Origin of the sequence: Rhodococcus sp. T7 (assembly GCF_009872365.1) — a bacterium.
GTDB lineage: Bacteria > Actinomycetota > Actinomycetes > Mycobacteriales > Mycobacteriaceae > Rhodococcus_F.
Genome location: NZ_WXYH01000327.1, coordinates 1 through 23438, shown reverse-complemented (window position 1 = coordinate 23438; position 23438 = coordinate 1). Strand labels below are relative to the sequence as shown.

The following is a 23438-nucleotide window of genomic DNA, read 5'->3' as shown; positions in this document are numbered from 1 at the left end:
TCAGACGGCCGGTTTCACCATCGCGAGGGCGAGGTCGGCGTAGCGCTCGGCGAGTTCTTCGGGTTTCAGGGGACCGTCGGCGTGCCACCACGTGCACACCGACTGACCCATGTTGATGATGCCGCGAACCGCGTCCCGCGGGTATTCGGTCGCGAAGTCGCCCTCCTCGACGCCACGCTCGATGACGTCGCGGAAGAGGTGCTCCTGTTCGTCGCGCAGGGCCACGACGAGTCGGCGGCCCGGGTCGTCGAGGCTGCGGATCTCGGTGGCACCGACCATCGCGTCCCGCTGCCGGGTGGTGTGGAACATGACCCATGCCCGCATCAGCGCCTGCAACTGGTCGGCGGGCACACCGCCCGAACGCAGCAGCGCGCCACGGGTCATCGCGATGGCGTCGTGCAGTGCGCGCACCATGATGTCCTGCAGGATCTCCTGCTTCGACGCGAAGTGGTGGTAGATCGACGCGACGGTGATGTCGGCGCCGCGCGCGATGTCGCGCATGGACGTGCCGTGATAGCCGCGTTCGTTCATGTTGGCGACCGCGGAGTCGAGGATCACCTGCCGCCCGGTACCCGTGCTCGTAGCGGCCACCTTTGCAGCGCACATCCCTGGTACTCCGTCCCCGCTCCGATCGTCACACGACGACACCAGCGTAGTGGGTCCCGTCACAGATTCCGCTCTAGCGATCGTTCGGTAGCGATGTCATGCTGGTGCGATGGATCACATCGGACTCGCCGTCTCCGGCGGCATCGCGACGATCACTCTGAACCGGCCCGACCAGCTCAACGCATTCACCACCACGATGGAGAACGAGCTGATCGCCGCATACGACCAGCTCGACGCGGACGACACGGTCCGGGCGATCGTGCTCACCGGAGCCGGACGAGCGTTCTGCGCGGGCGCCGACCTGTCGGCGGGTGCCGCGACGTTCGACCAGTGGCAGGACGAGGACGAGGGCGCCGACGCCCGCCGCGACGGCGGCGGCCGGGTGGTGCTCCGGATGTTCGAATCCCGCAAGCCGATCATCGCCGCGATCAACGGTCCCGCCGTGGGCGTCGGCATCACGATGACCCTCGCCGCCGATTTCCGTCTCGCCGCCGACGACGCCCGCATCGGATTCGTGTTCAACCGCCGCGGCATCGTGCCCGAATCCTGCTCGACGTGGTTCCTCCCGCGCCTCGTCCCCCTGCAGACGGCCCTCGACTGGGTGTACTCCGGCCGGGTGTTCCCCGCCACCGAAGCCCACGACGCCGGCCTCGTGTACAGGCTGTACCCGCGCGAGTCCCTGCTCGACGAGGCCTACGCGCTGGCCCGGAGCCTGACCGAACACTCCGCCCCGGTGTCCGTGGCGCTGTCCCGCCAGATGATGTGGCGGGCGCTCGGCGCCGAACATCCGATGATCGCGCACCGCGTCGAAACCCGCGGCCTCAACATCCGCGGCATCGGGCCGGACGCGCGCGAGGGCATCTCCGCGTTCCTGGAGAAGCGGCCCGCCGTGTTCCCGGACAGCGTCCGCGACGACCTGCCGGACGTGTTCGGCGACGACCTCCCGGCCCCGGCGTTCCGCGGATGACCGCCGCACAGCCGGCCCGGCCCGCCGTCGTCGACCGCTGGCACCACGTCGTCGAACACCGCGACCTCGCCGCCCTCGACGCCCTGATCGCCGACGACGCCGTGTTCTCCTCCCCCGCGGTCTTCACTCCGCAGGAAGGGAAGCCGAAGGTCCTGGCCTACCTCGGCGCCGCCCTGACCGTCTTCGACGGCACCGGTTTCCGGTACGTCGAGGAGTGGTACGGCGACCGTTCGGCGGTCCTGGAATTCGCCACCGAACTCGACGGCATCCATGTCAACGGCATCGACCTGATCCACTGGAACAACCGCGACCAGATCACGTCGTTCAAGGTGATGGTTCGGCCCGTGAAGGGCCTGCAGGCGCTCATCCCACTGATGGCCGCCCAGCTGTCCCAGCCGTAAACCCGTGCCTTCCTACAACACTGCGTTCCTATAACACCGCATCACTCGTCACTGCATGAAGGAGAAATTCATGAGCCTGCCCCCCATCCTGCAAGACCGGCTCCGCCTGCCCGTCGTCGCGTCGCCGATGTTCATCGTCTCCGGCCCCGACCTGGTCATCGCCCAATCCACCTCCGGCGTCGTCGGATCCTTCCCCTCCCTCAACGCCCGCCCCCAACCCGTACTGCGCGAATGGCTCACCCGCATCACCGAAGAACTCGCCAAACACGACGCCAACAACCCCGAAACACCCTCCGCCCCCTACGCCGTCAACCTCATCGTCCACAAGAGCAACGACCGCCTCGACGAAGACCTCGCCACCCTCGTCGAATTCCAGGTCCCCATCGTCATCACCTCCCTCGGCGCCCGCACCGACGTCAACGACGCCGTCCACAGCTACGGCGGCATCGTCCTCCACGACGTCATCAACAACACCTTCGCCAAGAAGGCCGTCGAGAAGGGCGCCGACGGACTCATCGCCGTCGCCGCAGGCGCCGGCGGACACGCAGGCACCCTGTCCCCGTTCGCGCTGCTCCAGGAGATCCGCGAATGGTTCGACGGCCCGGTCCTGCTCTCCGGCTCCATCGCCCACGGCCGCTCCGTCCTCGCCGCCCAGGCCGCCGGCGCCGACCTCGCCTACATCGGCTCCGCCTTCATCGCCACCCAAGAAGCCACCGCCGACCAGCGCTACAAGCAGATGATCGTCGACTCCACCGCATCCGACATCGTCTACTCCAACCTCTTCACCGGAGTCCACGGCAACTACCTGCGCGGCAGCATCGAAGCCGCCGGACTCGATCCCGACAACCTCGCCGTCTCCGACCCGACCGCCATGAACTTCGGCGTCGGCGAAGACGCCGACACCAGCGCGAAGCCGGAAGCCAAGCCCTGGCGCGACATCTGGGGCGCCGGACAGGGCATCGGCGCCGTCGACGCCGTCGTCCCGGCAGCACAGATCGTCGAACGCCTCAGCCGTGAGTACGCCGACGCGAAGGCCCGCCTGGGATAGGCGCTACGCGCTCGTGCGCCTTTCTGGTGGCGGGAACAACCAGAAAGGCGCACGGGCGGCGAAGCCGCCTACCCGGCCGCGATGTCGCGACCGATGATTTCCTTCATGATCTCGGTGGTTCCGCCGTAGATCGTCTGGATCCGGCTGTCGACGTACGCACGGCCGATGGGGTACTCCATCATGTAGCCGTAGCCGCCGTGCAACTGGACGCAGCGGTCGACGACGCGCTTCTGCAGTTCACTGGCCCACCACTTGCCCTTCGACGCGTCGACGGCGGTGAGTTCGCCTGCGTTCGATGCGAGTACGCAACGGTCGACGTGGGATTCGGTCACCTCGATCTCGGTGAGCATCTCCGCCAGCGCGAACCGAGTGTTCTGCAGATCCCCGATCGGCTTGCCGAAAGCCTTCCGCTCGAACACGTAGTCCCGGGTCCACTGATAGGCGGCCTTGGCGGCGGTGATCGCGTTGACCGCGATCGAGATACGTTCGAGGGGGAGGTTTTCCATGAGATGGACGAAGCCGCGCCCCTCGGTGCCGAGCAGGTTGGCCGTGGGCACCCGCACGTCCTCGAACACGAGTTCCGCCGTGTCCTGACCGGCCAGGCCGACCTTGTGCAGCTTGCGGCCCCGGCTGAAGCCGGGCATGCCCCGCTCCACGACGAAGAGCGAGAACCCCTTGGAACCGGCGTTCGGGTCGGTGCGGGCGACGACGATGACGAGGTCGGAGTGGATGCCGTTGGTAATGAACGTCTTCTGGCCGTTGATCACCCACTCGTCACCGTCCCGCACCGCGGTGGTCTTGACGCCCTGCAGGTCGCTGCCGGCGCCCGGCTCGGTCATCGCGATCGCGCCGATCAGCTTCCCTGCGGCCATGCCTGGCAGCCACCGCTGCTTCTGCTCGTCGGTGCCGAGGTTAACGATGTACGGGATGACGATGTCGTCGTGCACGCTCAGGCCCGACCCGAATGACGTCGTCGCGGTGCGGGCGATCTCCTCGGCGACGACGTACCGGAAGCGGAAGTCGGTGACTCCGGAGCCGCCGAACTCTTCCGGCACGGCGAGTCCGACGATCCCCGACTTTCCGGCGGCCAACCACGCCGCGCGGTCGATCAGCCGGTCGGCTTCCCACTGTTCGTACTTCGGTTCGATCTCGCGGGCGAGGAACTCGCGCACCGTTTCCCGGTACGCTTCGTGATCCTTCTCGAAGATGGTGCGCTGCATGACTTCTCTCCTACGATCGGATCAGGCGCTGACGGGAACCGACAGGCCGGCGAGGCGTTCCGCGATCAGCGCCTCCGCCTCGGCGACGATGCGTTCGACGAGTTCACCGGCGGTCGGGATGTCGTGGATGATGCCCTGGACGGTGCCTGCGGTCCAGATGCCCGCCTCGGGGTCGCCGTTCTCGAACACGGTGCGCCCGCGGGCACCGGCGACGAGTTCCCGGACATCCTCGAATTTTCCTCCGCGGTCGAGGATCTCGACGACCTCCCGGCTCACGGTGTTGCTCGCGACGCGGGCGGTGTTGCGCAGCGGCCGGAAGATCAACTCGGTGTCGGTCTCCTTGGCGGCGACGATCGCTTCCTTGATGTTCTGGTGGATCGGCGATTCGGCGGTGCACATGAAGCGGGTGCCCATGTTGATCCCGTCGGCACCGAGCGCGAGGGCCGCGACCAGCCCGCGCCCGTCGGCGAATCCGCCCGACGCGACCATCGGGATGGTGATCTGTTCGGCGGCGGCGGCGATGAGCACCAGCCCGGGGATGTCGTCCTCGCCGGGGTGGCCTGCGCATTCGAAGCCGTCGATGCTGATGCCGTCGACGCCGCTGTCCTGGGCCTTGATCGCGTGCCGCACGCTGGTGCACTTGTGCAGCACCTTCACGCCTGCGGCGTGGAAGTCGGGCAGGTGCGGGGCGGGGTTGGAGCCGGCGGTCTCGACGATCTTGATGCCGGACTCGATGATGACCTGCCGGTACTCGTCGTACGGCGGCGGCGTGATCGCGGGAAGGATCGTCAGATTCACGCCGAAGGGCTGGTCGGTGAGTTCGCGGGTGCGGGCGATCTCCATGGCGAGGTCCTCGGGGGTCGGCTGGGTCAGTGCGGTCAGCAGACCCAGCGCACCGGCGTTGGCGACGGCGGCGACGAGTTCGGCGCGACCGACCCACTGCATGCCGCCCTGCACGATCGGGTGGCGGACGCCGAAGGTCTTGGTGAATGCGGTGGAGAGCAAGGCACAGCTCCTCTGGGGAAACGGTTCAGTGAGCGGGTAGATACCCGACGGTGTGGAGAGCGATGTCGACGTAGCGGCCTGCGACCTGCTCGGGAGTCAGTGCTCCGCCGAGCTGGTACCACCGCGGAATCGACTGCAACATCCCGAGGAGCGCGCGCACGGTCTCGGGGACGTCCCCGCTGTGGAACACGCCGCGGGCGACGCCGTCGGCGACGAGGTCGACCATCATGAGTTCGAGCCGTTTGCGGGTCGCGGCGTAGCGACTGCGGCTGTCGGCCGAGACGTGCCGCAGCTCGGTGTCGAGGGAGACGTGCCGCACCCGGTGCGTCATGTACAGGACGATCGCCTCGACGACGTTGGCGAATTGCGCCACCACGTCGTCGCCGGCCTCGCGGGCGGCTGCCTCGGCGCGTTCGTTCAGTTCGCGCATCTGCAGTTCGAACAGAGCCACGAGAACGGCTTCCTTGCTCTCGTGGTGGTAGTACAAGGCGGGGACGGTCACCCCGACACGACGGGCGATCTGCCGCACCGTCGTGCCGTGGTAACCGTTCTCGTTGAACAGATCCAGTGCCTGCTCGAGGATGGGCGTCAGCGTCAGGGCCTCGAAGGTCCGCCAGTCGGCGTACACCGTCTCGGTGGTGGCAGGCCCGTCCTCGCGCAGAGTCACAGGTCGCCGATCAGCGCGGTGCCATGCGGATGGCGCCGTCGAGACGGATGGTCTCACCGTTGAGCATCGGGTTCGACACGATGTGCGCGGCGAGAGCGCCGTACTCCGACGGGTCACCGAGACGCGAGGGGTGCGGCACCTGGCCACCGAGCGACTGCTGCGCGGCCTCCGGCAGCGACCCGAGCAGCGGCGTCTTGAACAGGCCGGGAGCGATCGTGTTGACGCGGATCAGCAGCGACGCGAGGTCGCGGGCGATCGGCAGCGTCATGCCGACGACGCCGCCCTTGGACGCGGAGTACGCGGCCTGACCGATCTGGCCCTCGTACGCGGCGACGGAGGCGGTGTTGATGATGACGCCGCGCTCGCCCTCGATCGGCTCGTTCTTCGAGATGCGCTCGGCGGCAAGGCGGATCACGTTGAACGTGCCGATCAGGTTGACGGTGACGACCTTGGTGAAGTCGGCCAGCGGGAACGCACCGTTCTTGCCGACGGTCTTGACGGCGTTGCCGATGCCGGCGCAGTTCACGGCGACCCGCAGCGGCCCGAGCGACTCCGCGACGTCGAGTGCGGCGGACACGTCGGCCTCGCTGGTGACGTCGCCCGCGGCGAACCGCACGCGGTCGCCGAGTTCCTTGGCGACGGTCTCACCGTCGGAGGAGGGCAGGTCGATGATGACGACGCTGGCGCCGTCGGCGAGCAGTGCCTTGGTGGTGGCCAGGCCGAGGCCGGAGGCACCGCCGGTGACGAGTGCGACGCTGTCGTTGACGATCATGTCTTACCTTTCGGAAGCAGGGTTTTCGGGAAAGTGTGGGTCAGATGCGTTCGATGATGGTGGCGTTGGCCATGCCCGCGCCCTCGCACATGGTCTGCAGGCCGTAGCGTCCGCCGGTGGCCTCGAGGTTGTTGACCAGGGTGCTCAGCAGGCGGGTGCCCGAGGACCCGAGAGCGTGCCCGAGCGAGATGGCGCCGCCCCACGGGTTGAGCTTGGCCGGGTCGGCCCCGAACTCGTGCGCCCACGCCAGCGGCACCGGCGCGAACGCCTCGTTGACCTCGTAGGCGTCGATGTCGTCGATGCTCAGCCCCGACTTGGCGAGGATCTTCTTCGTCGCCGGGATCGGCGCGGTGAGCATGAAGACCGGGTCGTCACCGGCGACGGCGAACGAGTGGAACCGCGCCCGCGGGGTCAGACCCAGCTTCGACGCCATCTCCTCGCTCATGATCAGGGCGGCGGACGCACCGTCGGTGAGCGGGGACGAGTTGCCGGGGGTGATGTGCCACTGCGCCTCGGGGAACCGGGCCGCGTACTTCTCCGAGTAGAACGACGACTTCAGCCCGGACAGACCCTCGGCGGTGGTCGTGGCGCGCACCGTCTCGTCGACGGTGTGCGTGACCGTCTCCCCGGCGGCGTTGGTCACGTCGATCGGGATGATCTCCTTGGCGAACAACCCCTTCGACGCGGCGTCGGCGGCCCGCTGATGCGACTGCGCGGAGAACGCGTCGAGGGTGTCGCGGTCGAACTTCCACTTGGCGGCGATCAGTTCCGCGGAAATGCCCTGGTTGACAAGGCCTTCCGGGTAGCGCGCGGCGATGCCCGGGCCGGACGCGTCCTGCCCGATGGTGGTCGTACCCATCGGAACACGCGACATCGACTCGACGCCCGCGGCGATCACGATGTCGTAAGCGCCGGCGATCACGCCCTGCGCCGCGAAGTGCGCCGCCTGCTGGCTCGAGCCGCACTGGCGGTCGACGGTGGTCGCCGGAACCGAGTCCGGGAACCCGGCCGACAGCACGGCGGTCCGGGTGATGTTGAGGGCCTGCTCGCCGGCCTGGCCGACACAGCCGCCGATGACGTCGTCGACCAGCACGGGGTCGATGCCGTTACGGTCGACGATGGTGCGCAGCACGTGCGCGAGCAGTTCCACCGGGTGCGTACCCGACAGCGCACCGCCGGGTTTGCCCTTGCCGGAGGCGAGGCGGACTACGTCCACGATGACAGCGTTGGTCATGATGTTCCCTTCGATTGTGTGGCTCCGCCACCCGTGAGTACTTGTTAACCGCCCGCGGTTAACAAGTACTCACGGGTCAGCGGCCCTGCCAGACCGGTTGCCGCTTCTCGGCGAATGCCGTCGGCCCTTCCTTGGCGTCCGCGCTGGTGAAAATGGTGGCGATGGCGGCGGTGTTTGCCTCCCATGCCCCGTTGCCCCAGTCGGGTTCGGTTGCGGTGCGGTGGATCATGGCCTTCGATTCGCGCACCGACAGGGGTGCGTTGGCGGCGATCTGCTCGGCGAGTTCGAGCGCGACCTCGAGGGCGGTGCCCGCCGGGGCGACCCGGTTGACGAGGCCCAGTTCCTTGCCCTGCGCCGCGGTGATCGGTTCACCGGTCAGCGCGATCTCCAGCGCGATCTTCTTGGGGATCTGCTGCTGCAGACGGATCACGCCGCCCGCGGCGGCGAACAGTCCGCGCTTGACCTCGGGGAGCCCGAGTTTCGCTTCCTCGTCGACGACTGCGAGGTCACTGGCGAGCACCAGTTCGGTGCCGCCGCCGAGGGCGAAGCCGTTGACCGCGGCGATGGTCGGCTTGCTGATCCAGTGTTGCGCGTATCCGGCGAAGCCCCATTCGGGGTGCCCGTCCGCAGCGATGTTCCCGCCCGTGGAGAGTGCCTTGAGGTCGGCGCCGGCGCAGAACGCGCGGCCGGACCCGGTCACCACGACCACCCGCACGTCGGGGTCGTTCTCGGCCTGCTCGAGCAGATTGCCCACGGCGGTCGACAACGCGCCGTTCACCGCATTGAGCGCTTTGGGGCGGTTCAGCGTGATGATGCCGATGCCGCCGCGCCGCTCCCACAGTGCGGCTGCCTCCGTCGTCTCCGTCTGTTCTGGCACGTCTCATCCTCCGACTCGGCCTGATTACTGATCGCTCGTTAAAGTTACTACCACGCCGCCGAGCGCAGGGTCAATGGCCGACTTTATCTAGCGCCCGTTCAGTAGCGTCTGGTATGGATAGTCAGGGACCGACGGAGGAGACCACCACGTGTATGCCCAGCAACTGACCAGCGCTTCCGGCCCTTCCGGAGTGCAGCTCGCCGAGATCGACGAACCCGACGGAACCGGACGCGTCGTCGTCGATCTGCACGCCGCCGGCGTCGCCTTTCCCGACCTGCTGCAGACCACCGGCAGCTATCAGGTCGTCCGCGACATGCCCTTCGTGCTGGGGCTCGAGGGTGCGGGCGTCGTCCGCAGCGCCCCCGCGGACAGCGGCATCCGGGCGGGACAGCGGGTGGCCGTCCTCCCAGCGGACGGGGCGTGGCAGCAGACGGTCGCAGTGGAACCCGACTCGGTGTTCCCGCTCCCCGACTCGGTGTCGCTCGAAGCGGGCGCCGGATTCCTGCTGAACTACCTCACCGTGCACTTCGCTCTCGACGAGCGTGCCCGCTACCGCGCAGGCGAGACGGTGCTGGTGCACGGCGCCGCCGGCGGTGTCGGGGTGGCCGCGCTGCAGGTCGCGGCCGCGCTGGGGCTCGAGACGATCGCCGTGGTCAGCACGGAGGAGAAGGCCGGCATCGCGAAGGCCAACCGCGCCGATCACGTCGTCCTCGTGGACGGGTGGAAGGACCGGGTCCGCGACCTCACCGACGGCCGCGGCGTCGACATCATCCTCGACCCGGTGGGCGGCGACCGGTTCACCGACAGTCTGCGCAGCCTCGCCCCCAACGGGCGGCTCGTGGTCCTCGGTTTCACGGGCGGCGAGATCCCCACCGTCAAGGTCAATCGGCTTCTGCTGCGTAACATCTCGGTCCTCGGCGCGGGGTGGGGCGAGTACGTGCGCACCCATCCCGGTTACACGGGCCGGCAGTGGGCGGCCCTGAGCCCGCTCCTCGAATCCGGTGCGCTCCGGATCACCGAACCCACCGTCTACTCGTTCGAACACGCCGGCGACGCACTGCGGACACTCGAAACCCGTTCCGCCACCGGCAAGATCGCCCTCTCCGTCCGCCCTTCCTGACTAAGGATCCTCATGACCTCCGACATTCCCGGCGTGCACACGACCGTCGACAACGGCGTCCTTCGCGTCACCATCGACCGCCCGTCCCGCATGAACGCCGTCACCACCGAGTCCCTCGACGCCATCGCCGACGCCTTCGGCAAGCACGCCGGTGACGCGGAGGTGCGGGTCGCGATCCTCACCGGCGCCGGTCGCGCCTTCTGCACGGGTGCCGATCTGGGCGGCTTCGACATCACCGGACCGCCGTCGTCCGCGATTATCGACGCCGCGAACCGCGTGGCAGCCGCGATTCGCGCGTTCCCCCGGCCCGTGATCGGTGCGGTCAACGGTCCCGCGGCGGGCGTCGGGGTCTCGCTCGCCCTGGCCTGCGACCTCACGATCGCCACCGAGTCGAGCTATTTCCTGCTCGCGTTCACGAAGATCGGACTGATGCCGGACGGTGGTGCGACCGCGCTGGTCGCCGCGTCGATCGGCCGCGCCCGCGCGCTGAAGATGGCCCTCCTGGCCGAACGACTGCCCGCGCGTGAGGCTCTCGCGGCCGGGCTGATCGCCGACGTGTACCCCGACGACGAGTTCGCCACGACCGTCGACGCCCTCGCGCGACGTCTCGCCGACGGACCGTCGGAGGCCTTCCACTTCACCAAGGACGCCGTCAACGACGCGACTCTCGTCGAACTCGACAACGCGTTCGCCCGCGAGCGTTCGGGCCAGATCGATCTCCTCGCCGCCCCCGATTTCCAGGAGGGCGTCGCAGCGTTCCTGGAAAAGCGTCCCGCAGTGTTCGGCCGGGTCTGAGGACGGTCACCGTGACAGCGGACGTCCCCGCGACAGCATCGTCGCACGCTCAGCCGTTCGCCTCGCGGCGGACGCACTGGGCCAATCATGTTGCCCGGCATGCCTTCGCGAAACCCGACGCGGTGGCACTCCGGTTCCGGGGCGCCTCGACCACCTGGCGTGAACTCGACGACCGCAGCGCGCGAACCGCGGCGGTGCTCGCCGCCCGCGGTGTCGCGCGCGGCGACCGCGTCGTGCTGCTGCTCACCAACCGCCCCGAGTTCCTCGAGGTGATGCTCGCCGCGACGCGCCTGGGTGCGATCGCCGTCCCCGTCAATTTCCGGCTCAGTCCCGGCGAGGTGAAGTTCATCGTCGCCGACAGCGACGCCGCCGTCGTGGTCGTCGAGGATTCACTCGTCGATCTCGCCGCCGAGGTCGACGACTCCGTGCCGGTGCTCGTGGTCGGTGACGCCGCCGACGACGTGTCGCTCGAGAAGCAGTTGCGCGCAGCCGATCCCGACGTCCCGATCGCGGACGTGCCGGAGGATTCCCCCGCCGCCATCATGTACACGTCCGGCACCACGGGACGTCCGAAGGGCGCGGTGCTGTCGCACCTGAATCTGCAGGCGCAGGCGCTGACCCTCATCAGGGGATGGCGACTGTTCGACACCGAGTCCGAGGTCAATCTGGTCTCGTCGCCGCTGTTCCACATCGCCGCCCTCGGCAGCGTCGGGCCGTTCCTGCTGATCGGCGCGACCGTCGTGATCCATCCGACCGGTGCGTTCGACGCGACCGAGGTACTCGACGCGCTCGAGCGCGAGCGGGTGACCAGTGTGTTCATGGTGCCCACCCAGTTGCAGGCCATCCTCGACGACACCGGTCCCGAGGGCCGGGATCTGGCCCTGCGGGTGCTGGGATGGGGCGCCGCGCCTGCCACCCCGACGCTCCTCGACCGCCTGAACGCCGCGTTCCCCGACGCCGCGATCGTGGCCTTCTTCGGCCAGACCGAGATGTCGCCGGTGACGTGCATGCTCGACGGCAAGGATGCCGTGCGCAAGATCGGGTCGGTCGGGAAGCCGATCGACACGGTCGCGATGCGCGTGGTCGACGAGGCGATGCACGACGTGCCGCAGGGTGAGATCGGTGAGATCGTCTACCGCGGGCCGGGACTCATGGAGGGGTACTGGCGCAACCCGGAGGCCACCGCGGACGCATTCGACGGCGGCTGGTTCCACTCCGGCGATCTGGTGCGGGTGGACTCCGAGGGATTCGTGTACGTGGTGGACCGCAAGAAGGACATGATCATCTCGGGCGGGGAGAACATCTACTGCGCCGAGGTCGAGAATGCCCTCGCCGCCCACCCGGACATTCTCGACGTCGCGGTGATCGGGCGGGCCGACGAGCGGTGGGGCGAGGTTCCCGTCGCGGTCGTCGTCCCGCGGGCCGGCGCCGCGCTCGGGGTCGACGCCCTCGCGGACTGGCTCGACGGCCGGGTCGCCCGGTACAAGCGACCCAGGTTCGTCGAGGTCCTCCCCCAACTGCCCCGCAACGCCAGCGGCAAGGTCGTCAAAGGCGTTCTGCGCGAACAGTTCGGCGCGCTGAGCAGTTAACCGGTCGGCGGCAGGAGGTGGCGGATGAGAAAGTCGGTCTCGTCCTCGACCACCCGCTCGAACAATTCACCGAAGTAGGGATCGAAGTGCCCGCCCGGGTACACGTGCACCTCGGCGTCGGGAGTTCTGGCCGCGGCCTTCTGCGCACTGCGGGTGAACGTGACGACGTCGTGGTCGGCGATGGCGAAGAAGACGGGGCAGGCAATCTTCGCGACCGTCCTCGTCGGCCGGTACAGCGCCGCCTGCAACGCCACCCGTCCCGGGGTTTCGTTGCGCCACGTCGAACCGGGCGGATCCATCGCGTGATAGCCCGCCTCCGCGTCGGGTGAGGCCATGGCCGCGAACGAGCCCGGCGGTCCGACGACGGGGAACATGTGCGGCGGCCGATGTCGCAGTTGGGCGTACCGGTCCCGCAGGTAGGCGACCGCCATGCGGCCGAGCCCGGCCGGCCCGAGTCGCGGGAGGTTGGTCAATCCGTCGACGTACGGAACCTGCGACACGACCGCGGCGACGCGACGGTCCCGCGCTGCCGTGGTCAGGACGAGCCCGCCGGACAGTGACGTCCCCCAGAGCGCGACCCGGCCGGGGTCGATGTCCGGGCGGGTGCACACGTACGCGACGGCGCTGTCCCAGTCGTCGAGCTGGCTGTCGATGTCGAGCAGTTGCCGGGGTTCGCCCTCGCTGGCGCCGAAGTGCCGGTAGTCGAACACCAGCGCCGCGATTCCCGCGGCCGCGAACCGCGCCGCGAAGGCGTCGAGTCGCTGCTCGCGCACTCCGCTCCAGCCGTGCGCGAGCACCACACAGGGTGCCGGCGTGGGTGTTTCGGCCCGGCGGCGGTACAGCCAGGCGGCGCAGCGCTGCCCTCGCGAGGTGAACGAGACGTCCTCGCGGCGGACGTCAGGGCACGACCGACCAGCTTCGACGGGTGTCGGCCGAGGATTCATGGGAGCCGCCTCCGAGAGGTGTGGACACCGTCCAGTCTCGGGTCCTTCGGAGACCTGCGACAGGCACCCTAGGGTGACGAATCCGCACCCCAGGGTGGAAGATCAGCTCTCGAGGGCGACTTTCATGCGCTCGAGGGTCTGCCGCATCCCGTCCTGCATCAGCCGGTCGCGGTTGCTGCCCAGCACCTTCGATTTCTGCACCAGCCGCACCCACCATACGGGCGTCGCGTAGATCTCCCGCGTTTCGGTGACGAGAGTGCCGGAGCCGGCGGGTTCGAGGTGGTACGTCCAGCGGGCCTTCGGTTCGTCCGCCTCGAACGAGAACCTCTGGCCCGAAACCACATCCACGACAGTGCAATGTGTCTTCCACCGCACCGGCCCGTGCCGGTTGGCGCCGACGAACCGCGACCCCACCGTCGCCGGGGTGCCCGACGTCCAGCGCGCGCCGGTGTTCTCCGGACTGAACCGGCCCATGCCCTCGACGTCGGTCACCACGCCCCACACCTTGGCGGGCGGGACGTCGATCGAGATGCTCGCGCTGTCCACGTCTAGCGGCCCGGAATCCACTGCAGCGCCTTGACGAAGGGCGGCATGATCTTGGCCCACACCTTCGGCGACAGTCCGCGCGGGCCGCCGAGGTTGAGGACGCGGGTAGTCGCGATGGTCTGCGGCTCGGTGTACTTGAGGAGCCCGTCCTCGCCGTGGCGGCGCCCGACACCGGACACCCCCATGCCGCCCATCGGCGCTCCGGTGCTGCCCCACGCCGGCGCGTAACCCTCGTCGACGTTGACGGTTCCGGCGTGGATCCGTGCGGCGATGGCCTCGCCCTCCGCCTTGGTTCCCGCCCACACACTGGCGTTCAGGCCGTACTCGGTGTCGTTGGCGCGTTCGACCGCCTCGTCGACGTCGGCGACGGGGTAGATCGAGACCAGCGGCCCGAACGTCTCGTCGCGGTAGCACTCGGCGTCTTCCGGGACACCGGTCAGGACGGTCGGCTCGTAGAACAGCGGTCCGAGGTCGGGGCGTGCCTTGCCGCCCGCGACTACGGTGGCGCCCTTGACGACGGCGTCGTCGACGTGGCTGGACACGGCCTTGACCTGGTCCTCGGACACGAGGCTGCCCATTTCGATGCCGAAGTCGTAGCCGGCGCCGAGCTTCATGTTGCGGACGCGTTCGCCGAACATCCGGGTGAATTCGGGTGCGATGGACTCCTCGACGTAGATCCGCTCGATGGAGATGCACAGCTGCCCGGAGTTGGAGTAGCAGGCGCGCACGGCGACGTCGGTGACCTCACGGAGGTTCGCGCCTGCGGTGACGATCATCGGGTTCTTGCCGCCGAGTTCGGCGGAGAAGCCGATGAGACGACGACCGGCCTGCTCGGCGAGGAGCTGCCCCGTCGCCGAGGACCCGGTGAACATCAGGTATTCGGTGTTCTCGACGAGGGCGGTGCCGACCACCGAGCCCGGCCCGGGGACGACGGCGAACAGATCGCGCGGCAGCCCGGCCTGGTACAGCAGATCGACGCAGGCCAGGGCGCAGTACGGGGTCTGACTGTCGGGCTTGAGGACGACGGCGTTGCCGGCGAGGAGCGCGGCGACGGCGTCCGACACCGCGAGCGTCATGGGGTAGTTCCACGGCGAGATGACGCCGACGACGCCCTTCGGCTGGTACCGCACCACCGTCTTGGTGAGGCCGGGCAGCATGCCGGAGATGCGACGGGGACGCAGCAGCTTGGGGGCGACGCGCGCGTAGTGGCGGGCGGTCATCGAGATGTCGAGGACCTCTTCCTGCGCGGCGGCGCGGGACTTGCCCGTCTCGGCCTGCGCCATGTCCATCAGGGCGTCGCGGTTCTCGAGCACCAGGTCGCGGTAGCGGTGGAAGATCGCGGCGCGTTCGGTGACCGGGCGGGCGGCCCATTGCTTCTGCGCCACCCGGGCCCGCGCAATGGCGTCCTGGGCGTCCTGGGCGGTGCCGACGGGGACGGTGGCCAGTTCCTTGCCCGTGAACGCCTCGACGACGGACCGCGTCGGGCGATCCGCGGCGTCCGGGATGGCGATGAGGTCGGCGAGCCGCGCGAACGTGGCGGCGGTCGGAACAGGCATTTCGTACCCCTACTGGTTAGTAGTTTTCGCGGTTACACATAACTTACCCGTTCGGTGGGCTGAGTCACAGGGCGGATGGATCAGTGCCGCTCCTCGAGCCCGACCGCCTCCCGCAGCTTTTCCTCCGCCTTCCTCAGTTCGGGGTCGTCCTGGGCAGAGGAGTCGAGCAGCGCGGCGAGGGCCTCGGCGATGACGTTGAGTTTCTCCTGCAGCGCCTCGGCCGATCGCCTGGCCGCGTTCTCGAGCAAAACCACGAGCAGCAGCGTGAACACGGCGCCGACAGTATGGATGGCGATCTGCCACTCGTGGAGGTCCTTCCACAGCGGAATGCTGACGACCCACAGGACCACGACGCCGGCGCAGATCCCGAAGAACGGCGCCTGGCTGACCCGGAGTTCGATCTGCTCGACGAACTTGTCGAACGTCGACCGTTGATCGGTGCGCTGCTCGCGCGCAGCCTTCGCACTGCGTTCCATCTTCGGAGTCTAGGCTCAGCCGCCACTCCCGATATGCCCGTTTCGGCCGATACGCCCGGAGTGGCGGCAACCAGCCAATCATCGGGAAGTGATTGACATCACATCACCGATCGAAGACACTAACCGGCACGCGACAACTTGAAGTTGGCGTCATGTTCTAGTCCAGCGGAGACCTACCTCGAGGAGTGATCGGATGACTTCATCCGCGGTGCAGCCGAGTAAGGACACAGCCGTCTCACGCACGCGTGCACATCGGAAACTGCTTGCGGCGGGACTGGTCGGCAGCTCGATCGAGTGGTACGACTTCTTCCTGTACGGAACCGCTGCGGCACTGGTCTTTCCCCACGTCTTCTTCCCCGGCGCGTCGGCGTTGGTGGGCACCCTGCTCTCGTTCAGCACGTTCTGGGCCGGCTTCCTCGCCCGCCCGCTCGGGGGCCTCGTCGCCGGTCACTTCGGCGACAAGTACGGCCGCAAACCGGCGGTCGTGACCTGCCTGCTGTTCATGGGACTGGCGACGTTCCTCATCGGCTGCCTGCCCGGCGCCGCGACCATCGGGATAGCGGCTCCGATCCTGCTGGTGGTCCTGCGGTTCGTCCAGGGCCTCGCGTGCGGTGGTCAGTGGGGTGGGATCGTGCTGCTGCTGACCGAATCGGCCAGTCCCAAGCGCCGGGGATTCTCCGGCACGTTCGGGCAGATGGGTGTCTCGTTCGGTGTGCTGCTCGGCAACCTCGTGTTCCTCGGCGCCACCGCCGCGATCTCGAACGAGGCGTTCCTCAGCTGGGGCTGGCGGATCCCGTTCCTCGCCAGCGCACTGCTGTTCCCGGTGGTGCTCTACATCCAGACCAAGGTCGAGGACACCCCTGAGTTCCGGGACCTGCAGGACCAGGCGCAGAAGAAGAACGAGACCGTCGTCCGCGCACCGCTGACCCAGGCGATCAGGGACCACTGGCGCAAGATCCTGCTCGGCTGCGGACTGCTCGCGGCCACCAACTCCCTGTTCTACATCTCCATCGCCGGGGTGCTCAGCTATGGCACCGCGGAACTGGGAATGAAACGCAACGACCTGCTCGCGATCTCGTTGCTCAGCGCGGCACTCACGGTCGGGGTGGTGCTGTGGTCCGGGCACATGTCCGACAAGATCGGCCGCAGGCCGATGATCCTGATCGGTGCGGCGATGATCATCGTGTGGGCGTTTCCGTACTTCTGGCTGATCAACACCCGGAACCTGGTGCTGTTCTTCGTCGCCGTCACGGTCGGTAGCGTCTTCCAGTCCATGACGTACGGGCCGATCGCCGCCTACATGGGAGAGTTGTTCGCTCCCAACGTCCGGTACTCCGCCGCCTCGCTGGCGTACCAGCTGGCCGCGATCACGGTGAGCGGCGGCACCCCGTTCATCATGACCGCGCTGATCGCCAAGACCGGAACCACCACGTTCGTCGCGGTCTTCGTCGCGCTGATGGGGCTGGTCACGTTCCTGTGCGCGTGGAAGCTCCGCGAGACCAATACCGCCGAGGTCCGCAACGATCCGGCCGCCGTGCCCGGCGCCCAGTTCTACTAGACACCCCACCGTTTCACGACGATGCCCACCACCCGATCTCGGCGGTGGGCATCGTCGTTACCTCGCGCAGCTGAGCGTCGTTGCCGATCTCCGCAGCGAAGCCCTGGCACAACGCTTTCAGGCCCAGTTCGCGGTCCGGGTGTATCCCTCCGGGCGTTCCGCCTGCAGCCGGAGCAGTTCGCCGCGAACCCCGGCGTCCAGCGCGGCGTCGAGGACGGTCCATGCCAGCGCCGTCGCACCGTCGATGATCGCCGTGTCGGCGGCGGCAGTCGCCGCGGCGTCCGCGAAGTCGGCGTTGTGCGGGATCGCGGTGCTCCCGAGGACGGCGATCCCGGGGTGGATGGACGGCACGACCTGGGACACGTTGCCCATATCGCTGGACCCGCCGCCCAGTGCGGCGGATGTCAGTTCGCGACCGGTGGCCTGCAGGTTCCGGTCCCAGATGTCCGCAAGCACCGGGTTCTGCACCATCGGCGCGTACGGCGGTTCCGTTGCCGCGTAAGCCCACTCGCATCCCGTCGCGATTGCACCCGCTTCGAAGCAGCCGAGCACGCGCGCCTTCACCTCACGCCACTCGTCGATCTCCGGTGCCCGCACCTCGACCTGCACGACCGTCCTGGCCGGGATGATGTTGGTGACGTCGCCGCCGTGCGAGACGAACGCGTTGACGCGGGTCTTCGCCCGGAACTGCTGGCGGACCAGCCCGATGGCGTTCAGCGCGATTGTCGCAGCGGCCCCGGCGTTGATCCCGTGCTCGGGTGCGCCGGCAGCGTGTGCGGCGCGGCCGGTGAACGTGACCTCGAACCGGTCGACCGCCTGCATCCACAGTGAGGCACAGGGCATGTCCGTGCCCGACGTGCCGTGGACCATCAGCGACAGCGCCGCGTCCTCCCACGCGCCGGCTTCGAGCATGGGAATCTTGCCGCCGCCGTGCTCCTCGGCGGGTGTGCCCAGCAGCTTGATCCGAAGCCCTGCCTCGTCGGCGACGGCCGCGAGCGCGAGGGCGGTGCCGACCCCGGCGGCCGCGATCATGTTGTGCCCGCACGCGTGCCCGACCTCGGGCAGTGCGTCGTATTCGGCGCAGATCGCGACGGTGAGGTCGCCGCTGCCGTAGGTCGCCTCGACTGCCGTGTCGAGTCCGTAGACGCCGACGGTGGTGTCGAAGCCGGCGTTCCGGAGCGCGTCCCCGACGAGCGCGGCCGCGCGGTGCTCCTCGAACGCGATCTCGGGGGTATCGTGAATACGATGGCTGAGCTCGAGCAGCTCCTGCTCGTTGTTCCGGATGATCTGCGCTGCAGCGTCCTTCAGCGCGACCGTGCGTGCGTCGGTGGTGTCGCCTACAGGGGTGGCGAGAGTCATGAGCGGGTGCCTTCCTGGTAGATGTGAGCGACGGTCACTGCGCGACAGCGACGATTTCGCGCAGAGGCGGCGCGACGATCCCGTCGGGAAGCGGTGAGTCGTAGGGGGTTTGCGCTGTGCGGGTGCTGAACTCCTTACGCGCCGACGCCAGCAGTTCGGCGTCCGTCAGGAGATCCACGGCGGTCGAGGCCATGATCTTGGCGGCGTGGATCATTCCCTTGTGCGCGGCGGGCAGTTTGCCCTGCGCGACCATCTGCCACGAGTGGGCGGCGGTGCCGACGCAGACGCACGCGGTGGCGCACTGCACGAGCGGTGTCACCCAGCTGACGTCGCCGAGGTCGCTGGAGCCGGTCATCGTCGGCCGCGCCGAGCGCGCGTCGAACGTGACGATCCCGGTGTGCAGAGCGCTTCCGTCGCCGTCGAATTCACCACCGAGCGTGCTCGCCGTGCGTCCCGACGCCGTCTTGGTGGTGAACGCCTCCGCGGACGCGAGATCGGTGTCGTCGAACGGCACCGGCCCGAGCTCGCGGAGCCGTTCCTGCATCGAATCCTCGAGGACGACGTTGGGCAGGATGTCCGAGCATCCGCCGTCGATCTCGATCTCGACCGTCGTTTCCGTCATCAGGGCGGCGCCCTCGGCGATCTTCGTCACGCGGGCGAACAGCTCGCGCATGCCGGCCACGTCGGGCGAGCGCACCAGGTAGTAGGCCTCGGCGGACGCCTGCACGACGTTCGGCGAGCGGCCGCCGGTGTCGAGGATCGCGTAGTGGATCCGGCAGTCCGACGGCATGTGTTCACGCAGGAAGTTCGTGCCCACGTTCATCAGTTCGAGTGCGTCGAGTGCGCTGCGTCCGCGTTCGGGGGACACTCCGGCGTGCGCGGCGATGCCGGTGAACCGGACGTACGCCTGGACGTAGGCGAGGGTCCGGATCCGTTGCACGGTGGTGGTGTCGCCGGGGTGCCAGGACACGGCGGCGTCGACGTCGTCGAAGGCACCTTCCTTGACCATGAACGTCTTTCCGGCGGCGGCCTCTTCGGCGGGACAGCCGTAGTAGCGGACGGTTCCGGGCAGGCCGTTCGCGTCGAGGTAGCGCTTGACGGCGGTCGCGGCGAGGAGTGAACCGCCGCCCAGCAGGTGGTGGCCGCAGCCCTGTCCGTTACCGGACTCGTTGCCGGGTTCCGGTTCCGGCACGGCACTTCCCGACTTCTGGCTCAGCCCGGCGAGGGCGTCGTACTCGCCGACGATCGCGATCACCGGCTGCCCGCTTCCCGCTTCGGCGCTGAATGCGGTCGGGATTCCCGCCACCGACCGGGTGACGGTGAAGCCCTCTGCCTCGGCAGCAGCGATCTGCGCATCGACGGACGCGTGCTCTTCCCAACGCAATTCGGGGTTGTCCCAGATGGCATCACTCAACGCGGCGTACTGCGGGCCGAGCTCGTCGATGGTGCCGAGGAGTTGTGGATCGACAGACACTTCGATGTCCTTTCGTTCGGTGTCACGGGTTGTCAGGCGTGTACTTGCTCGCCGTCGGCGAGCGTGGGCTTGTCGATAGCGGGGGTCGAAGAGGAAGACCGGAGTTTGCGCGCCAGGAGGGCCGTGAGGACGCACAGTGCCGCGCAGACTGCCCAGACCACGTGATAGGCGCTCGCGGAGGGGATCTGCTTGCCGCCGGCGGTCAGTGCCGGGGTGACCATCGTCGACATCACGAGCGCGAACACGGCACCGGACACCGCCCCCGCCGCGGTGCGGGACGTGTTGTAGAGGCCGGACGCGATGCCGACCGAATCCGGCGGTGCCTGCTGCACGATGACGGTGGGCAGCACCCCGACCACCACTCCGCCGCCGAGGCCCGCGACGACGAGCCACAGGGCGAACAGCGGGGCGCTGCCCGGAACGACGATCATCAGTCCGTAGGCCGCCGCCGAGAGCAGCGCACCCAGGGCGAGGGATCCGGGGACGGTGAGGGCGGATCGGGCGAGCCGGTCGCTCACGGACGCGCCGACGAACATCGCGAGCGCGAACAGCGCCAGGATCAGTCCGGTCACCGACGCGGTGACACCCATCCCGTAGCCGTTCGTCTCCGGCACGGCACGCAGGAAGAGGGCGCACGGGGTCTGGACACCGAACAGCTGTGCGCCGAACAGCAACGCCATCAGCATCGGTACCCGCATCCCTCGCCCGATGACGTCGAGGTCCACGAGGGGGTGCCGGACGCGTCGCTCCACGCACACCCACACGAGAAGAACCGCGGCCCCGACGCCGATGGCCGACCACGTCAGCGCGCTCGTCCAACCCCAGGTGCTCGCATTGGACACACCGCCGAGCACGCCGAGCAGGCCCACCGTGAGCAGGACCGCACCGGCCCAGTCGACGGTTCCTTCCTTCCGCACAGTCGTCTCCGGGACGAGGAAATAGACGACGGGCAGGCAGAGCGTCATGAGCACGGCGGGTACGAGCAGGACCAACCCGACATTGTCGACGACGGAGTCGAGGAGGAAGCCTGAGAGCAGGCCACCGACGGCGGCGCCCAGCGTCAGCGACCCGACGAGCCGGCCGATGCTCCGGCCGGCCGTGGCCGCGTTGCGGTCCCTCACGATCGCGAATTCGAGCGGCAGGAACGCCGCGAGCGGTGCCTGCAGCGCCCGGCCGACGAGCAGCAGTTCGTAGGACGGCGCGAACGCGACGAGGTACGAGCCGAGCGCGACGGAGGTGGTGGCGAGAACGAGAAGGCGTTTGTGCCCGTAGAGGTCCCCGAGTTTGGCGATCAGGGGCACGCAGGCGGCCGTTCCCAGCAGGTACATGGCGCTCACCCAGTTCAATGCGGCGGACGACGCGTCGAAGCGCTCGCCGATCGCGGGCAGCAACGGCGAGAACCACCCCTGCAGCAGCCCGCTCGCGAACTCCATGACCACGAGGAACCCGACCGCTGCGGTGGCAGCGTCGCCTCCCCGGATGTGGGGCGAAGAACTCATGTCGACTCCAAGAGGACGAGTGGAAAGTGACTCATCGAAGAGTGCCGCCGCGTGAATTCCGTCGTGTAAATTTGCAGCATTCTCGGCATTGAAGGGCGACCCATGCAGGATTACGAGCCAGATGACGTCGACTTCGCACTCATACATGCACTGCAGATCGAGCCGCGGGCATCGTGGAAGGCGCTCGCGCCCGCACTGGCCGTCGACCCCGTGACATTGTCGAGGCGGTACCAGCGGCTCCGCGACGCCGGCCTGATCTGGATCACCGGGTACGACGCCGGGACGCCCGGGCGTGGTGCGCTGATCGAAATCGAATGCGCACCCGGACAATCCGTCGCCACCGCCGAGGCCATCTCCGAAGACCCGATGGTTGCGAGCATCGATTTCACGGCGGGCGGACGCGACCTGCTGCTCACCCTGATGGCCGAGGATTCGGCGGACACGTCACGATTCCTGCTCCACCGTCTCGGGGAGTATCCGGCGATCCGGCGAGCCCGGACGCACCTCATCACGGAGGTGCTCTTCGAGGCCGGGAACTGGCGGCTGCGGACGCTGTCCGCGGAGCAGGTCGCCAAAGTGCCCGCAGCCCGTCCGCCGCGGCCCCGCGCAGCGCGGACGGTCGCGCCCGGCCTCAAGCGACTGATCCATCACCAACTGGGCATCGACGGCCGCGCACCGACCACGGCGATCGCGGAACGTGCAGGTGTCAGCAATCAGCGCATCACCGACGCGATCGCGACGATGCGGCGGGACGGCTCAATCCGGCTGCGCACCGATATCGCCCGGAGCTACTCGGAGTGGCCGATCTACGCCTGGTACTTCATGCAGGTTCCCGCACCCCTCGTCGAGCGACTGAGGAGCTCGCTGGGCAAGATCGAGGAAGTGCGATTGGCGGTACTCGTAGCCAGCGAATACAACCTGATCATGGCCGTCTGGTTACGCACCCTCAACGACGTCCACCGGTTCGAACTGCTCCTGGAGAAACTCCTGCCCGGGTCGCGGGTGGCGGACCGCTCGGTGGTCATGCAGATCGGCAAACACCTCGGGCACATCCTGGACGACCGCGGACGCGCAACGGGTCCGGTGGTGTCCATGATTTCACCCGCCCCGACGTGACGGCGGGCCCCAATTCTCAGACGGTCCTCAGAAGAATCACAACTCGTGCCCCTAACGTGTCCCGGCATACCCACCGACATTGGAGGACTCGTCATGAACGTTTCACGAGCACGTCTGCACCTCGGCATCGCGGCGGCCGGCGCCCTCGCCGCCGCCGTGCTGGTACCGGGGATCGCCTCCGCGGGTCCGGCCGACTCAGACTCCGCCCGCCTCGTGAACAGCACCTGCAGCTTCGCCCAGATCGATGCGGCGATGCACGACGTGACCCCGCAGCTCGCCGCGCGCCTGGATCAGGCACCCGAGCGCAAGGCTCAGCTAGCGGACTTCTTCTCGAAGTCTCCTGCCGATCGTCAGGCCGTCCTCGACGCGCACCCGCAGCTGAGGAGCCGGCTGGAGACCGTCCCGACCGAGGGTCCGGCTGTCGAGTGGCGCGCGAAGGCGCTGACGATCGCCGACACCTGCGGCAACTACTGACGAACGCGCGGCACGGTCGACAAGGATCGTGCCGCAACGGTTTTCGCTGCGCCATCGGCAAAACTGTTGTGAAATGCCGAAAGCCCCCCAACAAGTGTTGGGGGGCTTTCGGTAACGGATGTTCGGCGGTGTCCT

At 68.4% G+C, this 23438-nt stretch carries 23 protein-coding genes; 9 read left to right on the top strand and 14 right to left on the bottom strand.

What is annotated here, in order from left to right; translation table 11 throughout:
* A complete protein-coding gene (locus MLGJGCBP_RS27620; RefSeq protein ID WP_087561911.1) occupies positions 1–606 on the bottom strand; it encodes a TetR/AcrR family transcriptional regulator in 606 nt (201 codons plus the stop codon).
* Positions 607–715: 109 nt separating this feature from the next.
* Between MLGJGCBP_RS27620 and MLGJGCBP_RS27615 the strand changes: the two genes are divergently transcribed.
* The 3 genes from MLGJGCBP_RS27615 (at position 716) to MLGJGCBP_RS27605 (ending at position 3022) form a co-directional block, all read left to right on the top strand.
* Positions 716–1573, top strand: coding sequence for a crotonase/enoyl-CoA hydratase family protein (locus MLGJGCBP_RS27615; protein WP_160099474.1), 858 nt, complete (start codon positions 716–718; stop codon positions 1571–1573).
* On the top strand, positions 1570–1974 hold the full coding sequence (locus tag MLGJGCBP_RS27610) for a nuclear transport factor 2 family protein (RefSeq protein WP_160099472.1): 405 nt from the start codon (positions 1570–1572) through the stop codon (positions 1972–1974). The genes MLGJGCBP_RS27615 and MLGJGCBP_RS27610 overlap by 4 nt, the downstream gene beginning before the upstream one ends.
* A gap of 70 nt (positions 1975–2044) precedes the next feature.
* Positions 2045–3022 carry an NAD(P)H-dependent flavin oxidoreductase gene (locus MLGJGCBP_RS27605; RefSeq protein WP_160099470.1) on the top strand — a complete coding sequence of 326 codons (978 nt, stop codon included), beginning with the start codon at positions 2045–2047 and terminating at the stop codon, positions 3020–3022.
* Between the two features lie 68 nt (positions 3023–3090).
* Here MLGJGCBP_RS27605 and MLGJGCBP_RS27600 read toward each other — a convergent pair whose 3' ends face one another.
* The 6 genes from MLGJGCBP_RS27600 to MLGJGCBP_RS27575 all read right to left on the bottom strand — a co-directional run bounded on the left by MLGJGCBP_RS27600 (position 3091) and on the right by MLGJGCBP_RS27575 (position 8797).
* The gene (locus MLGJGCBP_RS27600; RefSeq protein ID WP_160099468.1) at positions 3091–4242 is read right to left on the bottom strand and encodes an acyl-CoA dehydrogenase family protein; all 1152 of its coding nucleotides are present in this window, start codon (positions 4240–4242) and stop codon (positions 3091–3093) included.
* A 21-nt stretch (positions 4243–4263) separates the two neighbouring features.
* Complete coding sequence (locus MLGJGCBP_RS27595; protein WP_160099466.1) at positions 4264–5247, bottom strand: NAD(P)H-dependent flavin oxidoreductase; 984 nt, start codon at positions 5245–5247, stop codon at positions 4264–4266.
* A gap of 25 nt (positions 5248–5272) precedes the next feature.
* Positions 5273–5914 (bottom strand): TetR/AcrR family transcriptional regulator, encoded by a 642-nt coding sequence (locus MLGJGCBP_RS27590; protein WP_160099464.1) that lies wholly within the window; start codon positions 5912–5914, stop codon positions 5273–5275.
* A 10-nt stretch (positions 5915–5924) separates the two neighbouring features.
* Positions 5925–6686 carry a 3-hydroxyacyl-CoA dehydrogenase gene (locus MLGJGCBP_RS27585; RefSeq protein ID WP_160099462.1) on the bottom strand — a complete coding sequence of 254 codons (762 nt, stop codon included), beginning with the start codon at positions 6684–6686 and terminating at the stop codon, positions 5925–5927.
* A gap of 40 nt (positions 6687–6726) precedes the next feature.
* Positions 6727–7920: a thiolase family protein gene (locus MLGJGCBP_RS27580; RefSeq protein ID WP_160099460.1), complete on the bottom strand. Its 1194-nt coding sequence runs from the start codon at positions 7918–7920 to the stop codon at positions 6727–6729.
* A 76-nt stretch (positions 7921–7996) separates the two neighbouring features.
* Positions 7997–8797 (bottom strand): crotonase/enoyl-CoA hydratase family protein, encoded by an 801-nt coding sequence (locus MLGJGCBP_RS27575; RefSeq protein ID WP_087562287.1) that lies wholly within the window; start codon positions 8795–8797, stop codon positions 7997–7999.
* 148 nt (positions 8798–8945) lie between these two features.
* Here MLGJGCBP_RS27575 and MLGJGCBP_RS27570 point away from each other — a divergent pair, with 148 nt between their 5' ends.
* From MLGJGCBP_RS27570 to MLGJGCBP_RS27560, 3 genes are read left to right on the top strand one after another with little or no spacing between them, the layout of a single operon-like run.
* Positions 8946–9917 (top strand): NADPH:quinone oxidoreductase family protein, encoded by a 972-nt coding sequence (locus tag MLGJGCBP_RS27570; protein ID WP_160099458.1) that lies wholly within the window; start codon positions 8946–8948, stop codon positions 9915–9917.
* A 12-nt stretch (positions 9918–9929) separates the two neighbouring features.
* On the top strand, positions 9930–10712 hold the full coding sequence (locus MLGJGCBP_RS27565) for an enoyl-CoA hydratase (RefSeq protein WP_160099456.1): 783 nt from the start codon (positions 9930–9932) through the stop codon (positions 10710–10712).
* 11 nt (positions 10713–10723) lie between these two features.
* Positions 10724–12301 (top strand): long-chain-fatty-acid--CoA ligase, encoded by a 1578-nt coding sequence (locus MLGJGCBP_RS27560; protein WP_160099454.1) that lies wholly within the window; start codon positions 10724–10726, stop codon positions 12299–12301.
* On the opposite strand, the gene MLGJGCBP_RS27555 is transcribed toward MLGJGCBP_RS27560, so the two are convergent.
* From MLGJGCBP_RS27555 to MLGJGCBP_RS27540, 4 genes are all read right to left on the bottom strand, one after another.
* Positions 12298–13245 (bottom strand): alpha/beta hydrolase, encoded by a 948-nt coding sequence (locus MLGJGCBP_RS27555; RefSeq protein WP_160099452.1) that lies wholly within the window; start codon positions 13243–13245, stop codon positions 12298–12300. The genes MLGJGCBP_RS27560 and MLGJGCBP_RS27555 overlap by 4 nt on opposite strands.
* A 102-nt stretch (positions 13246–13347) precedes the next feature.
* Complete coding sequence (locus tag MLGJGCBP_RS27550) at positions 13348–13791, bottom strand: SRPBCC family protein (protein ID WP_160099536.1); 444 nt, start codon at positions 13789–13791, stop codon at positions 13348–13350.
* A 2-nt stretch (positions 13792–13793) separates the two neighbouring features.
* A complete protein-coding gene (locus MLGJGCBP_RS27545) occupies positions 13794–15347 on the bottom strand; it encodes a succinic semialdehyde dehydrogenase (protein ID WP_160099450.1) in 1554 nt (517 codons plus the stop codon).
* An 80-nt stretch (positions 15348–15427) separates the two neighbouring features.
* Complete coding sequence (locus MLGJGCBP_RS27540; protein ID WP_087562293.1) at positions 15428–15823, bottom strand: low affinity iron permease family protein; 396 nt, start codon at positions 15821–15823, stop codon at positions 15428–15430.
* A 193-nt stretch (positions 15824–16016) separates the two neighbouring features.
* Here MLGJGCBP_RS27540 and MLGJGCBP_RS27535 point away from each other — a divergent pair, with 193 nt between their 5' ends.
* Positions 16017–17381 carry an MFS transporter gene (locus MLGJGCBP_RS27535; protein ID WP_087562294.1) on the top strand — a complete coding sequence of 455 codons (1365 nt, stop codon included), beginning with the start codon at positions 16017–16019 and terminating at the stop codon, positions 17379–17381.
* A 117-nt stretch (positions 17382–17498) separates the two neighbouring features.
* On the opposite strand, the gene MLGJGCBP_RS27530 is transcribed toward MLGJGCBP_RS27535, so the two are convergent.
* From MLGJGCBP_RS27530 to MLGJGCBP_RS27520, 3 genes are read right to left on the bottom strand one after another with little or no spacing between them, the layout of a single operon-like run.
* Positions 17499–18740, bottom strand: a complete 1242-nt coding sequence (locus tag MLGJGCBP_RS27530; RefSeq protein WP_160099448.1) for an amidohydrolase — start codon at positions 18738–18740, stop codon at positions 17499–17501.
* 34 nt (positions 18741–18774) lie between these two features.
* Positions 18775–20214 (bottom strand): amidohydrolase, encoded by a 1440-nt coding sequence (locus MLGJGCBP_RS27525; RefSeq protein ID WP_160099446.1) that lies wholly within the window; start codon positions 20212–20214, stop codon positions 18775–18777.
* Between the two features lie 32 nt (positions 20215–20246).
* Positions 20247–21713 carry an MFS transporter gene (locus MLGJGCBP_RS27520; RefSeq protein ID WP_160099444.1) on the bottom strand — a complete coding sequence of 489 codons (1467 nt, stop codon included), beginning with the start codon at positions 21711–21713 and terminating at the stop codon, positions 20247–20249.
* A 102-nt stretch (positions 21714–21815) separates the two neighbouring features.
* Here MLGJGCBP_RS27520 and MLGJGCBP_RS27515 point away from each other — a divergent pair, with 102 nt between their 5' ends.
* Both MLGJGCBP_RS27515 and MLGJGCBP_RS27510 read left to right on the top strand, forming a co-directional pair.
* Positions 21816–22829: an Lrp/AsnC family transcriptional regulator gene (locus tag MLGJGCBP_RS27515; protein WP_160099442.1), complete on the top strand. Its 1014-nt coding sequence runs from the start codon at positions 21816–21818 to the stop codon at positions 22827–22829.
* A gap of 93 nt (positions 22830–22922) precedes the next feature.
* Positions 22923–23303: a hemophore-related protein gene (locus MLGJGCBP_RS27510; RefSeq protein WP_160099440.1), complete on the top strand. Its 381-nt coding sequence runs from the start codon at positions 22923–22925 to the stop codon at positions 23301–23303.
* Positions 23304–23438 lie beyond the last annotated feature (135 nt).